The following is a 16,128-nucleotide window of genomic DNA, read 5'->3' as shown; positions in this document are numbered from 1 at the left end:
TTTGGACCGTGGACGGGGAGTCGAACGTGGGTTGAAGTCGCGAGGGTTTGTAGGACAAGCGGCAGGTTTCAACCCGATACATCCACGTGTTCATCGGGGCAAACGGCGATCCCTCGCCTGCGTCGCGCCCGTCGCGCGCCCAAGAAAAAACCGGACGGCCCCTGAAGGGCGGTCCGGTGAAGAAGGCGCTGATGGACGCCTTCGGAGACAGGAAACCTCCGAACAATAGGCATTCACCCCGATCGCATAAATGCTGCGCTGCGCAACGCACCGTTGTGGGGACCTCAACAATCGACCCTGGTGCCCGCCACTCCCCCATGCCATCGAGGAAGCACACCTCCTCCAGGGGGTGTTGTGCGTTGATCGCCCGAACTCCCCATGCCTACATCCGGTTACCGCCAGGCGTTTCTTCCGCGCCGGCTGTCGGTTTCGTGCGATAGATGTCCGCTCACTAGATGGGGTTGTCAAGGGATGTCACTGACTTGCGTCAAGATCGCGACCGCCGCGAGCGTTCTGCCCCAACTTTTTCAGCCCGTCACCAGAAACCGGTTTCCTAACGGTTTCTTGATGCCGAAAGGGACGGGGAGGTCGGAACACGGGACGCGGTCGATCGGTACCGTTTGAGGGTTCGGCACCGTTCGTTCTCAGCGGGTCGCGTCGCGACCGCCTTTCCATTGTTTGAGGAGGACCCATGTCTACTGTGCTGACCGATCAGGGCGGCGGATCCACCAGCGGGAGCTGGCTGGACAAGGAGCGCACCATCGCCGCTCCTGGTTTCAACCGCTGGCTGGTGCCGCCTAGCGCGCTCGCCATCCACCTGTGCATCGGGATGGCCTACGGCTTCTCGGTGTTCTGGCTGCCGCTGTCCAAGATGCTGCAGACCGCCGGGACCGGCGCCGCGTGCGGCAAGGATGTGGGCTTCTTCGCCCAGCTGTTCACCACCCAGTGCGACTGGAGCGTCGCGACCCTGGGCTGGATGTACACGCTGTTCTTCGTGTTCCTGGGCTGCGCCGCCGCGATCTGGGGCGGCTGGCTCGAACGCGCCGGCCCCCGCAAGGCCGGCCTGGTCTCGGCCGTGTGCTGGTGCGGCGGCATGCTGATCTCCGCGATCGGCATCCACACCCACCAGTTCTGGATGATGATCCTCGGCTCCGGCGTGATCGGGGGCATCGGCCTGGGCCTGGGCTACATCTCGCCCGTGTCGACGCTGATCAAGTGGTTCCCGGACCGTCGCGGCATGGCGACCGGCATGGCCATCATGGGCTTCGGCGGCGGCGCGATGATCGGTTCGCCGCTGGCCGTCGAACTGATGAAGCGCTTCGCCACCCCGACCGACGCGGGCGTGATGCAGACCTTCGTCGTCATGGCGCTGGTGTACTTCGTGTTCATGGTCGCCGGCGCGCTGGGCTACCGCGTGCCGCCCACCGGCTGGAAGCCCGAAGGCTGGACCCCGCCGCCGGCGCAGGCCGCCAACACCATGATCACGCAGCGCCACGTGCACGTGAAGAAGGTCTGGGGCATCCCGCAGTTCTGGCTGGTGTGGATCGTGTTGTGCATGAACGTGTCCGCCGGCATCGGCGTGATCGGCATGGCCAGCCCGATGCTGCAGGAGATCTTCGGCGGCAACCTGATCGGCGTGCCGGCCAAGTTCGCCGAGCTCGACAAGACGCAGCTGGCCGCGATCGCCGCGATCGCCGGCGGCTTCACCGCGCTGCTGAGCCTGTTCAACATCGGCGGCCGCTTCGTGTGGGCCTCGCTGTCGGACAAGCTGGGCCGCAAGCTGACCTACACCGTGTTCTTCGTGCTGGGCGGCCTGCTGTACGCCAGCCTGCCGAGCAGCGCGGCGGCCGGTCACAAGCTGGCGTTCGTGGGCGCGGTCTGCATCATCCTGTCGATGTACGGCGGCGGCTTCGCCACCGTGCCGGCCTACCTGGGCGACCTGTTCGGCACGCAGATGGTGGGCGCGATCCACGGCCGCCTGCTGACCGCGTGGGCGACCGCCGGCATCCTGGGCCCCATCGTCGTGAACTACATGCGCGACTACCAGCTGGGCCTGGGCATCCCGCGCGAGCAGGTCTACAACCAGACGATGTACATCCTGGTGGGCATGCTGGTCATCGGCCTGATCGCCAACCTGGCCATCCGTCCGGTCGCCGACAAGCACTTCATGACCGACGCCGAACTGGCCGTCGAGAAGAAGCTGGCGCACGAGAAGGCCGCCGCCGCCGAAGTGGGCAGCGGCCCGGGCGCCGGTGCGGCGACGCCGACGGTGCTGGTCGCGCTGGCCTGGCTGGCCGTGGGCATCCCGCTGGCATGGGGCATCTATCGCACGCTGCTGAGCGCCGCGAAGTTCTTCAGCTGAGCTGGCGCTCAAACCCCGCCGGCAGCGCGCGAGCGCGTGACCGGCTAGCATGACCCTCGCCCCGGCGGCCGTCCACGACGACCACGGGGCGACTCTGTTTCAAGACCTCGCGTTGGGCGAGGGGCGGACAGGGAACAATGATTCCGGAGGACTCGATGAGCGACCAGAAGATCCACTTCTACAAGGGCCCGGCGGGCGGCTGGGGCGCGCTGAAGAGCGTCGCGAAGCATCTGCAGGCGCAGGGCGTCGCGATGAAGGGCGCCAAGACGCTGCTGTCGGCCAACCAGCCGGACGGCTTCGACTGCCCCGGCTGCGCCTGGCCCGACCGGGATCACCGCTCGACCTTCGAGTTCTGCGAAAACGGCGCCAAGGCGATCGCCGCCGAGGCGACCGCGCACCGCGCCACGGCCAGCGTGCTCGGCGGACACACCGTCAGCGAACTGGCCGAGTGGTCCGACTTCGACCTCGAGAACATGGGTCGCATCACCGAGCCGCTGGTCTACGACCGCGCCACGGACCGCTACAAGCCGATCGCCTGGGACGACGCCTTCGAGCTGATCGCCGCGCGCCTGAACGCGCTGAGCAATCCCAACGAGGCGATGTTCTACACCTCGGGCCGCGCGAGCAACGAGGCCGCGTTCCTGTACCAGCTGTTCGTGCGCGAGTTCGGCACCAACAACTTCCCCGACTGCTCGAACATGTGCCACGAGCCCAGCGGCCAGGGCCTGAAGCCGACCATCGGCATCGGCAAGGGCACGGTGACGCTGCACGACTTCGAGAAGGCGGACGCGATCTTCATCATGGGCCAGAACCCTGGCACCAACCACCCGCGCATGCTGGGCGAACTGCGCGAGGCGTCCAAGCGCGGCTGCAAGATCGTCAGCTTCAACCCGCTGCGCGAGCGCGGCCTGGAGCGCTTCGCCGATCCGCAGGACAAGATGGAGATGGCGACGCTGGGCAGCACGCCCATCTCGACCAACTACTTCCAGCTGCGCATCGGCGGCGACATGGCCGTGATGAAGGCGCTGTGCAAGCGCGTCTTCGAGCTCGACGACGCGGCCGTCGCCGCGGGCGGCGAGCGCGTGCTGGACCTTGGCTTCATCGCCGAGCACACGCACGGCATCGAGGCATTCGAGGCCAGCATCCGGGCCGAGTCCTGGGAAGCGCTGGAAGCCGAATCCGGCCTGTCGCAGGAGCAGCTCTGCGCCGCCGGCGACCTGTACGCGCAGGCCAAGCGCGTGATCATCTGCTGGGGCATGGGCATCACCCAGCACCAGCACTCGGTCGCGACCATCCAGCACATCGCGGCGCTGCTGATGCTGCGCGGCAACCTGGGCCGCGAAGGCGCGGGCGCCTGCCCGGTGCGGGGCCATTCCAACGTGCAGGGCGACCGCACGATGGGCATCTACGAGAAGCCGCCCAAGACGCTGCTGGACCGCCTCGGCCAGGTCTTCGGTTTCGAGCCGCCGCGCGAGAACGGCTACGGCACGGTCGAATCCATCCAGGCGATGCTCGACGGCAAGGGCAAGGTGTTCTTCGCGCTGGGCGGCAACTTCGCCTCGGCGACGCCGGACACGATCGCGACCTGGAAGGCGCTGCGCAACACCGACCTGACCGTCCACGTGACGACCAAGTTCAACCGCAGCCACACGATCCACGGCAAGGAGGCGCTGGTGCTGCCGTGCCTGGGCCGCACCGAGATCGACATGCAGGCCGCCGGCCCGCAGGGCGTGACGGTGGAGGACTCGATGAGCATGGTGCACATCTCCAGCGGCATGAACGCGCCGGCGTCGGAGCACCTGCTGTCGGAGCCGATGATCGTGGCGCGCCTGGCCGCCGCGACGCTGAAGGGCCGCTCGAAGACGCCGTGGCTGTGGCTGGTGGAGGACTACTCGCGCATCCGCGACAAGATCGAGGAGGTCTTCGACGACTTCGCCGGCTTCAACGAGAAGATCAAGGTGCCGGGCGGCTTCCGCCTGCGCAACACCGCGTCGGAGCGGGTCTGGAACACGCCGACCGGCAAGGCCAACTTCATCACCTACGCGCTGCCGACGGACACGCCGCTGCATCAGGCGCGCGCGCGGCTGCGCGGCGACGAGAAGACGGTGGTGTTCAACCTGGCGACGGTGCGCTCGCACGACCAGTACAACACGACGATCTACGGCAACGACGACCGCTATCGCGGCGTGTGGGGCCATCGCCGCGTGGTGTTCATCAACAGGGACGACCTGAAGGCGATCGGCATGAAGGCCGGCGAGTGGGTCGACATCACCAGCGTCTACAGCGACGGCGACACGCGTCGCGCCGAGAAGTTCGTGCTGATCGAGTACGACATCCCGCGCGGCTGCCTGGCGAGCTACTTCCCGGAGACCAACTCGCTGGTGCCGCTGAGCAGCGTGTCCATCGGCGCGGGCACGCCCACGTCGAAGTCCATTCCGGTGGTGCTGACGCTGCGCACGCAGGACGCGCCGCTGCCGCAGGACCAGGCCCGTTCGGTGGCCGGGGCGACCGCCTGAGGCTCTGCCGATGACCCCAGCCGACGCGCCTGCCGCTGACGTTCACGACGGTCACGACCGCGAGGTCGAGGACGAGGTCGGGGACGACGGCGACATGGCCGCGCAGGCGCGTTTCGCGCTGGAGACGCTGGCGGAGCTGGACGGCGGCAACGGCGTCTCGCTGCCGCGGCTGGCCAAGCGCACGGGACTGCGCGTGAGCGTGCTGCTGAGGCTCTACACCTTGATGAGCGATGCGCGCGTCGGCGATGTGCAGGGGCCGGGCTGGGTGCGTCTGCACGTGGACGAGGACGGTCGCTGGATCGCGAAGATCACGCTGGCCGGTCGAGGCGATGGCCCCGACGACGGCGCGGCGGAGCCGACGCCATGAGCGACGCAACGACGGGCACCACGAGCGATCCGATGAACGACGCCTGCGCGCTCCCCGACGATGACGACGCGCCGCTGCCGTCCGCGCTGATCGCGGTGCGGCCGGAGCGCCTGGGCGCCACGCGCGCGGCGGACGAGGAGTTCGTCGCCGAGGAAGTGCCGATCGCGCTCGAATACAACGGCCTGTCGCACGCAGTGATGCTGGCGACGCCGCTCGATCTCGAGGACTTCGCGCTCGGCTTCTCGCTGACCGAAGGGCTGCTGGCCTCGCCGGCCGACCTGCTCGACGTGGAAGTGCGGACGCGGCCCAACGGCGTCGCGCTGCAGCTGCGTGTCACCGCGCGCTGCGAAGCGCTGCTGAAGGAACGTCGCCGCAGCATGGCGGGTCGCACGGGCTGCGGCCTCTGCGGCACCGACAACCTCGATCAGGTCTTCCGCGTGCCGGAGCGGCCCGTGCCTTCTCTCCCCGCCGCGCTCAGCGACGCCGAGACGCTCGTGCCCGCACTGTCGCGCGCCATGCGCGAGCTCGCCGCGGCACAACCGCTCCAGCAGCGCACCGGCGGCATCCACGCGGCCGCCTGGTGCCGCCCCGACGGCGAAGTCGTCCTCGTGCGCGAAGACGTCGGCCGCCACAACGCGCTCGACAAACTGATCGGCGCCATGGCCAAGGCCGGCATCGACGCGTCCCAAGGCTTCGCCGCCGTCACCAGCCGCGCCAGCTTCGAGATGGTCCAGAAAGCAGCGATCGCCGGCATGCCCATGCTGGCGGCGGTCAGCGCACCCACGCACCTGGCGATCCGCACCGCGCAGTCCTGCGGGCTGCGCCTCGCCGGCTTCGTCCGCGAAGGGCGGGCAACGCTCTACGCCTGAGAGCGACCGCCTACCTGCGTCTGCAGGGGCGTTGGCCGCCATGGCGTGGGGCCCCCGCGGCAAGCGCGGAAACCCCACGCCATGCCGTCCCCATCCAGCACCGTACTTCCACGGTTTTGCTACCGAGGACTGGGCCGTTCAGAACTTGCAGCCCATGCCCAGTTGGGCAGTGATGTCGATCTGCGCCGATCCGTCACCCTTGCGGCTGAGCTTCGATGGCATGCGGAATCGCGCGGCGCACTCGGTGGCGTCGAGACCGAGGCCTCGCAACATCTGCTTCGGACCTTCCATGCCGATGCTCACCGCGTGATGCGCGCGCTTGGGCGGCGGACCGATGGGCGCGCCCTCACGGGGAAGTTCGACGACCTGGATGTCGAGCCCCCGATTCAGCATCACGTTGGACCGCGAGCCCGCCTGCGTGCTCGCCGTGGTGGTCTGGAGCCGGCTCCGCAGCGCGGCGAGCGACGCCTGCAGCGCGAGCGGCCGACGGACCGGTTCAACGGACTCCGGTGACGCGCCGACTTCCTGCGCCGCCGCCGGTGCTGATGCCGAAGGCGCCGGATCCGCAGCCGTCGGTGCTGCAGCGGCGATGCCCGCGATGCCCAGCGTCGCGGCCACGCCGACGACCCTCCGCCATGTCCTCCGTGAGGCGCGCTCCATGTTGTCCTCCAACCTCCAGCCGCGTGTCTTCACGGTGCGCGCGGGTGCTGAAGCGCGGCTGAAGGCAGGATCAGGACTTTCCCCCGTGCCCATGGGGATCCGGGGGATTCTTCTTACTCCCTCTCCCGCTTGCGGGAGAGGGTGGGGGTGAGGGCCAGCGGCGGCGGCAGTACGGAGGCCCTGAGGGTTGGCTTCAGTCGAGCGTCTGCCGATATCTGAGCAGCGCTATCGTTCCCGCGACCAGCAGGAAGACCAGCATCGGCCAGAGCTCCGGCACCAGCTGCCCGAACGAATTCCCCTTGAGCATGATTCCCCGCACGATGCGCAGGAAGTGCGTGAGCGGCAGCGCCTCGCCGATGACCTGCGCCCATCGCGGCATGCCGCGGAACGGGAACATGAACCCCGACAGCAGCATCGACGGCAGGAAGAAGAAGAACGTGGCCTGCAGCGCCTGCAACTGGTTCTTCGCCAGCGTCGAGAAGGTGAATCCCACGGCCAGGTTGGCCAGCATGAACACGCCGATCATCGACAGCAGCAGCATGAAGCTGCCCGCCATGGGGATCCGGAAGAGGAGCGCCGCCGCCAGCAGGATCACGCCCAGTTGCACATAGCCCAGCACGATGTAGGGCAGGATCTTGCCGATCATGACCTCCAGCGGACGCACCGGCGTGGCGAGCAGGTTCTCCATCGTGCCGCGCTCCCGCTCGCGCGTCATCGCCAGGCCCGTCAGCATCACCATCGTCATCGTCAGGATGGTGCCGATCAGGCCCGGGACGATGTTGTAGCGGGACAGGCCCTCGGGGTTGTAGCGCCGATGGATGCGCCATTCGAAGGGCATGGCCGGCGAGGCGCCGGCGTTCGGACGCGCCGCGCCGACGAGATCGCGCCGCAGCGCCTGCGCGCCGAGTTGCGCGAGCGCCGCCAGCGCATTGCTCGACGCCGACGGATCGGTCGCATCGACGCTCACGAGCACCGCCGGCTGCTCGCCGCGGAGGACGCGTCGGCTGAAGTCGGGCGGAATGACGATCAGGAACTGCACCTCGCCGTCCTCGACCATCCGGTCGCCGTCCTGCTCCGACGCCGGCCGGGCCTGGACGCGGAAGTAGCCGCTCTGCGCCAGCGCCGCGACCAGGCTGCGCGCCATCGGCCCGCGGTCCTGCGTCACGACCGCGGTGGGCAAGCCTTTCGGATCGGTGTTGATCGCATAGCCGAAGAGCAGCAGCTGCAGGATGGGCACGCCCACCGCCATCGCGAAGGTCGGCCGGTCGCGCAGCATCTGCTGGACCTCCTTGATGAAGATCGCCAGCACGCGCGCGAGGCTGAAGCGGCTGGCGCGGCTGGCGGTCATCGCGCGGCCTCGAAGTTGTCGGGCGTCTTGCTGATCAGGCTGATGAAGACGTCCTCGAGGTTGGCCTGGGCGTGTTCCCAGCGCAGACCGGCGTCGTCGCGATGCGGCGCGATCGCGCGTTCCAGCGCGGCCTCGTCCTGACCGGCGACGTGCAGGCTGTTGCCGAAGGCGGCGACGCTGAGCACGCCGTCCGCGCCGTTGAGCGCGGCGGAGAGTTCCGCCAGACGCTTGGGATCTTCGGCGTGCAGCGCCCAGACGGTGAGCCCGGCCTGATCGATGATCTCCCGCTGCGTGCCGCGCGCGAGCAGCTTGCCGTAGGCGATGTAGGCGAGCTCATGGCAGCGCTCGGCCTCGTCCATGTAATGCGTGGAGACCAGCACCGTGATGCCGTCCGCCGCGAGGCGGTGGATCTCGTCCCAGAAGTCGCGACGCGCCTTCGGATCGACACCCGCGGTGGGCTCGTCGAGCAGCAGCAGCTTGGGGTCGTGCAGCAGACAGGCGGCGAGGGCCATGCGCTGCTTCCAGCCGCCCGACAGCGCGCCGGCCAGTTGATCCTGGCGCGTCTTCAGCCCGAGCCGGTCCAGCGCCTGGTCGACGCGACGCGCGCGGTCGTCGAGTTCGAAGAGACGTCCGATGAAATCGAGGTTCTGCCGGATCGAGAGGTCCTCGTACAGGCCGAAGCGCTGCGTCATGTAGCCGACCTGGCGCTTGATCTCACCGGCGCGCTGGCGCATGTCGAGGCCCAGACAGGTGCCTTCGCCCTCGTCGGGCGTGAGCAGGCCGCAGAGCATGCGGATGGTCGTCGTCTTGCCGCTGCCGTTGGGGCCGAGGAAGCCGCAGATGCGGCCGCGTCCGAGCTGCAGGTCGACATGGTCCACGACGGTCCGCTGCCCGTAGCGCTTGGTCAGGCCGCGGACGTCGATGGCGAGTTCGCTCATGGACGTCCCGATGTCGAAGCGGGCAAGGCGGGCGTAGCGGGCACAGCGGGCGATGAGGGACGGACCTCGAGCGGCTGACCGGGATGCAGCCGGAGCGCCTGCGCCGGGTCCGGTCGTGCCTCGACGAGGAACACCAGCCGCGACCGCTGGCTGTTGGAATAGATCACCGGCGGCGTGTACTCCGGCTGCGGCGAGATGTAGCTGACGCGCGCCGCGATGGTCGCGCCGCAGCCGTCGCAGCTGAGTTGCACCGTCTGGCCCTGGCGCAACGACGCGAGTTCCGGCTCCGGCACGTAGAAGCGCGCCTTGCGCTGCGCCGGCGGCAGCAGCGACACGACCGGCTGGCCGGCGTTCACGTATTCGCCGACGCGGTAGAAGGTGTCGTCGACGAGCCCGGCGGCCGGCGCGCTCTGGCGCGTCTGCGACTCGCGCCACTGCTGCTGGGCGAGCGCCGCCGAAGCCGCTTCCGTGTTGGCGCGCGCGGCGGCCTGCTGGTCGTTGCGCGCGGGCAGTTCGGCCACGCGCAGCGAGGACTCGAGCTCCCGCACCCGCTGACGGGCCTGCGCGGCCGCGGCGCGCGCGTCGTCCAGCCGCGAGGCGGAGATGAATCCCTGCCCGATCAACTGCTGCTGCCGCGCCAGGTCCGAGTCCGCCAGCGTCGATTGCGCCCGCGCCTGCGCCAGTTGCGCGCGGCTCATCGCGATCTCGTCGGGCCGGCGGCCCTTGGCGACGTCGGCCTGCTCGGCCTTCGCCGCGGCCAGCCGCGCGTCGGCCTCGGCGCGCGCGGCGCTCACCGGGGTGACGTCGATGCTGAACAGCGGCACGCCGGCGTTCACGGTGTCGCCACGCTGGACCCGCAGCTCGATCAACTGTCCCGCGACCGGCGCCGCAACGTAGATCGGGTCGCCCTCCGCGTAGCCGGACCAGGCCGGCGGTGGCTCGTCCCCGCAGGCGCTCAGCAGCGCCGTGGGGATCAGGAAGAGCAGACACGGGTGGCGCGGCATCTTGGGCATCGACGCGTTCTCCGGCGACGGGTTGACGGGGATTATTGCCCCTCCGTCACCAGGGGCAAGACCGGTGCCCCGCTGCGTTTTGATGATGATCGACATTACATTATTCATGTCGAGCAACATTGAAACTGCGCTTTCAAGCACTTTGCCACCCCGATCCCAAGAACACCCCAAGGACACCCCATGGACTTCAAGAACACCGTCGCCTTCGTCACCGGCGCCAACCGCGGCCTGGGCAAGAGCTTCGTCAAGGCGCTGCAGGCCGCCGGCGTGAAGAAGATCTACGCCGCCGCGCGCGATCCGTCGTCCATCGACCTGCCCGGCGTCGTGCCGGTGACGCTCGACGTGACGAAGCAGGACCAGATCGAGGCCGCCGTGCGCGCAGCCGGCGACGTCACGCTGCTGATCAACAACGCGGGCGTCTCGCGCGGCTCGCCGCTGCTGGCCGACAACGCGCTGGCGGCGCTGCGCGATGAGTTCGAGACCAACGTCGTCGGCCCGCTGGAACTCACGCGTGCCTTCGCGCCGGTGCTGAAGGCGCAGGGCGGCGGCGCGGTGGTGAACGTGCTGTCGGTGCTGAGCTGGCTCAACCTCACGGGTGCGGCGACCTACAGCGTGTCGAAGGCGGCGACCTGGTCGGTGACCAACGGCCTGCGCCAGGAACTGAAGGGGCAGGGCACGTCGGTGCTGGGCCTGCACGTGGGCTTCATGGACACGGACATGACCGCCCGCCTGGATGCGCCGAAGGCCGATCCCCTCGACGTCGCGCAGCAGGTGCTGGACGCGCTCGCCGCCGGTCGCGACGAGGTCTACGCCGACGAGCTGACCCGCAGCATCAAGGCCGGCCTGTCGGCCGAGCAGGGCAGCTATCGCGGTGGTGTCTGAACAGGCTCAAGGCCAGGCGCGCAGCAGCCAGTCGTTCAGCGTCTTGACGCGGTCCGGATCGGCGCCGAGCGTGCCCGCCTTCCACACCGCGTACTGCAGCTTCTGTTCGGCCGTGCTGCGGTAGTCCGTGGACGCCATGACGTAGACGCCGGGCGACTTGAGCGTCAGCGGCTGCTTCGCCTGGTCCAGGCAGAACGAGAAGCCGGCGGTGGGCTCGGCCTCGCCGAGATCCATGTTGTTCGGATCGCACCGGCGCCAGATCGCTGGATCGGTGACCGTGTAGAGCTGGTTGAACTGCTTGAATGCGCCGTTGAGCAGCTTCAGTGTCAGGCCGGCCTGCAGCTTGTCGAGGCGGCGGAACGGCGAGGTCTGCGTGGCCTGCGTGGAGACGGCCTCCATGAAGTTGATCGGGTTCAGGTGCTTGACCACCGCCGCCTTGCTGAAGCGTCCGCGGTTGTTGATGATCGAGCGCGTGTCCGTCGGCACCCACAGCGGGATGTTGTTGTTGACGAACTGCGCCGATTTGATGCGCGCCTGCAGCAGGCGGATGTCGCTCATCAGCGCGGCGGTGGACTGGGCCGGCGTGGCGTCGCCCAGCGTCTGCGACAGCAGCGAGTCGAAGCCGGTGAGATAGGGCCAGTCCACCGAGTAGTTCACCCAATCGCTTTGCGCGCCCGGATTCAGCGTGACCTGCATCTGGTACCAGGCGTTGGTGCGCGTGTAGGAGCCGAGCTTGTTGCCGGTCTCCCACGCGAGCAGCCATTCGCGGGTGATCTTGCCGGTGGCGTCGGTGTCGGACTGGTACACCATGTGCGGCGCCAGGAAGAAGGCGCTGACCGTGTTGAACGGCCAGCCGCGCTTCTCGCCGCGTCCGGCCCAGCTCTTGGCCGTCGCGTCGTAGTCGCCGATGAACCAGCGCTGGTCGCCTTCCATGCCGTAGCGCTGCGCCCATTCCCACTGCTGGACGAGGTTCCATTGCAGCGCGCTGCCGACGACGCGTTCGATGAAGGCGTTTGTCGTGAAGGCGGCGGGCTCCGCGGCGACGCGCGTCGGCGAGGCCAGCTTCTGCAGTTGAGCGGCGCCGACCTGCGCGCCGTAGAGGCCGGTCTTGGCCAGGTGGTTGCCGCGGCCGCCGCCGAGGAAGGCATACAGCTCGAAGCCGGACGGCTTGAGCAGGCTCTGGATCTCGTTGCGCTGCTGCGGGGTCAGGTGGCTCCAGTCGCCGAAGGTGGCGGAGCGGTGCGACTCCAGCCAGGCCGTGATCTTCTTCGATGTGGCCATCGGATCGAGGCGCCGGTTGTCCGCGGTGAAGGTCGCGCCCTTCTCGAACGAGCCGGCCGCGTCGGCGCCCGTGGGCCAGAGGTCCAGCGGATGGATGGCCGGCAGGTAGGAGTTCCAGTCGGGGAACTGGATGGGCAGCGGCACCTCGCGGGTGTTGAGGGTCGCGTTGGCGTCCATCACCTTGTCGACGTCGGCCTGCGTCAGCGCGAGCGCCGAGCCGTCGAGCGGCTTGCCGAACAGCGCCTTGACCGCGTCGCTCGGCGAGTCGAGCACCGCGTCCAGCCCGGCGCCGGCGGACCATTCCGTGACCGGCTTGCTGTCAAGACCTGGCCCCGGCTGATACGGCGGATTCCATGGCGCGGCCTGCGCGACGTGCGCCATGTCGCGCAGCGCGTAGCGCAGGTAGGCGGCGATCTGCCCGCCTTGCGTCTCGGTCAGGCCGTGGAAGCGCGAGCGCTGGACGACCGAGTTGTTGGAGTAGTTGAAGTACTGCAGGTCGCGGCCGTCCGAGGCATGGCAGGACGCGCAGGCCGCGCGGATCTGGCGCTTCACCAGCGTCGACTTCCACAGCGTGTTCTCGGCCTTCCACAGCTTTTCGCCGGCGGCGACGTCGGCGGTCAGCGTGCGGCCGGCCACCTTCTCGGCGTTGATGTCGGCGCGCTGCACCGCGTTGGTCGCAAGGCTCTGCCCCTGGGCGTTGCGGACCTGCAGGTCGATGACGCGGTAGCCGTTGGACTCGCCGTCGCTGCCGTTGAAGCGGAACTGCACGAGGTTCACGCCGCTGACCAGACGCGCCTTCGTGGCCGCATCGAGCGTCAGCGTCATGCGTGCCGTGTAGAGGCCGCCGCCGCGCTTCAGACCGCCCTGCACGCGTTCGGCATCGGCCAGCACCATCGTGCTGTCGGTGATGTCGACCCAGGGGATGGCGCCGGCGCTCGCGGCCGGCGTGCCGCCGAGGATGCGCAGGCTCGCCTTGACGGCGGCCGGTGTCTCGCCGGTCGCCTCGTGTTCCGGAGGACCGAAGAAGCTGCAGCGATGGCAGCGCAGCCACAGCTCGGTGGCGGCGCCGAGTCCGTTGGCGTCCAGCGTCAGGTTCGCGGTGACTATCGTCGGGGCGCTCGGTAGGCCGGCGCCCAGGACCTCCAGCGGCAGCCGCAGTGCCGTCGAGGCGGTCGGGCCGCTCGATGGTGCTGGTGCCGGTGCCGGTGCTGGTGCTGGTGCTGGTGCTGGAGAAGGAGCCGGAGAAGGCGAGGGTGAGGCCGGTGTGCTTGTCGGAGGCGGCGCGGGCGGCGCAGGTTCGGGGTCCACCGGCGTGGTGGGGAGCATCGGCGTGGACGGCGGCGGCGGGACTTCGGCGGTGGGATCCCCGCCCGTGCTGCCTCCGGTGCCTGTCCCGCCCGTTCCCGTGCCGGTGCCGCCGCCGGTTCCCGGATCCGTGGCGACCGGCGGACTGGTCTGCGGTCTGGCCTCATCACCGTTCCCGCCCCCGCAGGCGCTCAGCGCTGCGAGCAGCGCGGCGGCCAGTGCGGCGCGGGTCGACCTGACGGCAGATCGACGCAGCCATTCGGCGGAGGTGGGACGGGGGGCGAGCGCCATGCGGATTCCTCTCGGCGCTGCGGCCGGCGTGTTCGGTCCCGGCGCGCAGGGGGCGCGTCAGGGCAGCGCATTAAAGTGGTCCGCTATTGGTCGCGTCAATCGATCGCGCCCCTCTGAAATCGACCGTTACCCGTGTTGCCGAATCCGGCGAATGGCACGCCACACGCCTACCTCTTGTGAGGGAGGCGAGGGCCCTCGCAAGCGGGTACGCCGCAATGGAAGAAGCCCCGCGGCGCGAGCGCGCCAGCGGGGCTTCGAGAGCGGAGGAGCGCGTCGTCAGCCTACCAGGCCCAAGGCCCTCGGCAGCGCGAGCGACAGCGTCGGCCAGTAGGTGACGACCATCAGGAAGCCCAGCATCGTGAGCAGCCACGGCCACACGGCGACGGTGAGCTCGGTGATCCCCATCTTCGTGATCCCCGAGGCCACGTAGAGGTTCAATCCCACCGGCGGGTGGCAGAGGCCTACCTCCATGTTCACCGCCATCAGGATGCCCAGGTGCACCGGATCGACGCCCAGCTTGGCCGCCACCGGGAACAGGATGGGCGCCATGATCAGCACGATCGCGGCGGGGTCCATGAAGTTGCCCGCGCCCAGCAGGATCAGGTTGACCAGCAGCAGGAAGACGAACAGTCCGAAGCCCTGCGCCGACATCCACGCGGCCATCGTCTGCGGGATCTGCTCGGACGCCATCAGGAAGCTGAACAGCACCGCGTTGGTGATGATGTACAGCAGCATCGAGCTCATCGCCGCGGCCTTCAGCAGCACCTTGGGCACGTCCTTCAGGCCCATGTCCTTGTAGACGAAGACCGAGATGATGAAGGCGTACACCGCGGCCACGGCGGCGGCTTCGGTCGGCGTGAACTTGCCGCTGTAGATGCCGCCGATGACGACGACGATCAGCATCAGGCCCCAGAAGCTCTCGCGGAAGGCCTTGAAGCGTTCGCCCCAGGTGGCCTTGACCATGCGCGGGTAGTCGTACTTCTTGGCGCGGTACCAGGTCGTGATGCCCAGCAGCACCGACAGGCACACGCCCGGCACGACGCCGGCCATGAACAGCTGGCCGACGGACGCGGTGCCGACGACTTCGCCGTGCGGACCCGTGGCCGACATGCCGGCCGTGGCGATCGAGAACATCACCAGGTTGATCGACGGCGGGAACAGGATCCCCAGCGCCCCGGACGTCGTGATCACCCCGGCCCCGAACTGCTTCGGATAGCCCTGCTTGGTCATCGCCGGCAGGATGATGGAGCCGACCGCGACGACCGTCGCCACCGACGAGCCCGAGATCGCCGCGAACATCGCGCAGGCCAGCACGCCGGCCAGGCCGAGACCGCCGTACCAGTGGCCGATCATGGTCGTGGCGAAATGGATGATCCGTTTCGCCACCCCCCCGTGGGTCAGGAAATTGCCCGCCAGGATGAAGAACGGGACGGCCATGATCTCGAACTTCTCGATGCCGGTGAACAGCTTGAGCGCGACCGATTCGATCGGCACGTTCGTCATCGTGAAGAGGTAGGTCAGGACCGTCAGGCCCAGCGAGATCGAGATCGGCATGCCGGTGAGCATGAGCACCACCAGCAGCGAGAAGATGATCAGCGTGTTCATGCGCGGTCTCCCTTCGAAGCTTCCTCGGCGGTCTTCGCCGACGCGACGGCGGCGACGTCGTCCTCGATGCCTTCGACGTGGCCATGGTCCGCGTGCGGCGCTTCACCGGTGCGGATGAAGGTCCGGCACACCTGCAGGAAGCGGAAGCACATCAGGTAGGAGCCCAGCGGCACGCAGGAGTAGGCGATCCACGTGGGGATCTCCAGGTCGGGCGAGGTCGGGCCTTCGAACAGGTCGGGGTTGTTGATGCCCAGCGCATGCGTGAACGCGTAGTGCGCGCCGTTCTCCCACACGAAGGTCGCCCCCAGCGTGCCCACCGTCGCGGTGAAGAGCGCGCCGGCCAGCAGACTGAAGATCACCAGGTACTTCGCGTGTTCGGGCTTGAGCTTGCGCACCACCACGTCGACACCCACGTGCGTGCCGGCGCGAACGCCGTAGGCCGCGCCGAACTTGGCCATCCACACGAACATGTAGATGCACAGCTCCTGCGCCCAGCTGACGTCGATGCGGATGACGTAGTCCTGCACCGCCGGCACACCGGCCAGGAAGCGGTGCAGCACGGCCATCGCGATCACCAGCGTCGCGGCGCCCATGAGGAACGCGATCAGCGTTTCCTCCAATCGATCCAGCCACTTCAATGACATGGCGGTCTCCTTCAGGCAAAGAAAAGCCGCGCCGCCTAAGCAGGGCG

Annotated in this window: 12 protein-coding genes; 5 read left to right on the top strand and 7 right to left on the bottom strand. The window is 68.7% G+C overall.

Annotated features, from left to right (window positions below):
• Nucleotides 1–691: 691 nt before the first annotated feature.
• The 4 genes from ABE85_RS18720 to fdhD all read left to right on the top strand — a co-directional run bounded on the left by ABE85_RS18720 (nt 692) and on the right by fdhD (nt 6,114).
• Nucleotides 692–2,362, top strand: coding sequence for an OFA family MFS transporter (locus ABE85_RS18720; protein WP_067278007.1), 1,671 nt, complete (start codon nt 692–694; stop codon nt 2,360–2,362).
• 155 nt (nt 2,363–2,517) lie between these two features.
• Nucleotides 2,518–4,878 (top strand): FdhF/YdeP family oxidoreductase, encoded by a 2,361-nt coding sequence (locus ABE85_RS18715; RefSeq protein ID WP_067283113.1) that lies wholly within the window; start codon nt 2,518–2,520, stop codon nt 4,876–4,878.
• 10 nt (nt 4,879–4,888) lie between these two features.
• A complete protein-coding gene (locus ABE85_RS18710) occupies nt 4,889–5,245 on the top strand; it encodes a hypothetical protein (RefSeq protein WP_231993127.1) in 357 nt (118 codons plus the stop codon).
• The gene (gene fdhD / locus ABE85_RS18705; protein ID WP_231993126.1) at nt 5,242–6,114 is read left to right on the top strand and encodes a formate dehydrogenase accessory sulfurtransferase FdhD; all 873 of its coding nucleotides are present in this window, start codon (nt 5,242–5,244) and stop codon (nt 6,112–6,114) included. The genes ABE85_RS18710 and fdhD overlap by 4 nt, the downstream gene beginning before the upstream one ends.
• A 138-nt stretch (nt 6,115–6,252) precedes the next feature.
• On the opposite strand, the gene ABE85_RS28070 is transcribed toward fdhD, so the two are convergent.
• From ABE85_RS28070 to ABE85_RS18685, 4 genes are all read right to left on the bottom strand, one after another.
• The gene (locus tag ABE85_RS28070; RefSeq protein ID WP_067278005.1) at nt 6,253–6,732 is read right to left on the bottom strand and encodes a hypothetical protein; all 480 of its coding nucleotides are present in this window, start codon (nt 6,730–6,732) and stop codon (nt 6,253–6,255) included.
• Nucleotides 6,733–6,967: 235 nt separating this feature from the next.
• The gene (locus tag ABE85_RS18695; RefSeq protein WP_067278002.1) at nt 6,968–8,122 is read right to left on the bottom strand and encodes an ABC transporter permease; all 1,155 of its coding nucleotides are present in this window, start codon (nt 8,120–8,122) and stop codon (nt 6,968–6,970) included.
• Complete coding sequence (locus ABE85_RS18690; protein WP_067278000.1) at nt 8,119–9,060, bottom strand: ABC transporter ATP-binding protein; 942 nt, start codon at nt 9,058–9,060, stop codon at nt 8,119–8,121. Before ABE85_RS18690 ends, ABE85_RS18695 begins: the two co-directional genes overlap by 4 nt.
• Nucleotides 9,057–10,073: an HlyD family secretion protein gene (locus ABE85_RS18685; RefSeq protein WP_157522611.1), complete on the bottom strand. Its 1,017-nt coding sequence runs from the start codon at nt 10,071–10,073 to the stop codon at nt 9,057–9,059. Before ABE85_RS18685 ends, ABE85_RS18690 begins: the two co-directional genes overlap by 4 nt.
• Nucleotides 10,074–10,253: 180 nt before the next feature.
• Between ABE85_RS18685 and ABE85_RS18680 the strand changes: the two genes are divergently transcribed.
• Nucleotides 10,254–10,955: an SDR family oxidoreductase gene (locus tag ABE85_RS18680; protein ID WP_067277998.1), complete on the top strand. Its 702-nt coding sequence runs from the start codon at nt 10,254–10,256 to the stop codon at nt 10,953–10,955.
• Between the two features lie 6 nt (nt 10,956–10,961).
• Here the strand turns inward: ABE85_RS18680 and ABE85_RS28065 are convergent, their stop codons facing one another.
• The 3 genes from ABE85_RS28065 to ABE85_RS18665 all read right to left on the bottom strand — a co-directional run bounded on the left by ABE85_RS28065 (nt 10,962) and on the right by ABE85_RS18665 (nt 16,075).
• On the bottom strand, nt 10,962–13,832 hold the full coding sequence (locus tag ABE85_RS28065; protein WP_067277997.1) for a hypothetical protein: 2,871 nt from the start codon (nt 13,830–13,832) through the stop codon (nt 10,962–10,964).
• Between the two features lie 276 nt (nt 13,833–14,108).
• The gene (locus ABE85_RS18670; RefSeq protein WP_067277995.1) at nt 14,109–15,437 is read right to left on the bottom strand and encodes a TRAP transporter large permease; all 1,329 of its coding nucleotides are present in this window, start codon (nt 15,435–15,437) and stop codon (nt 14,109–14,111) included.
• Nucleotides 15,434–16,075: a TRAP transporter small permease gene (locus ABE85_RS18665; RefSeq protein ID WP_067283103.1), complete on the bottom strand. Its 642-nt coding sequence runs from the start codon at nt 16,073–16,075 to the stop codon at nt 15,434–15,436. The genes ABE85_RS18670 and ABE85_RS18665 overlap by 4 nt, the downstream gene beginning before the upstream one ends.
• Between the last annotated feature and the right edge of the window lie 53 nt (nt 16,076–16,128).

Source organism: Mitsuaria sp. 7 (genome assembly GCF_001653795.1).
In the GTDB taxonomy this organism is placed as follows: Bacteria; Pseudomonadota; Gammaproteobacteria; order Burkholderiales; family Burkholderiaceae_C; genus Roseateles.
Note: the sequence above shows the minus strand (reverse complement) of the source record. Positions and strands in the feature narration are given on the sequence as shown.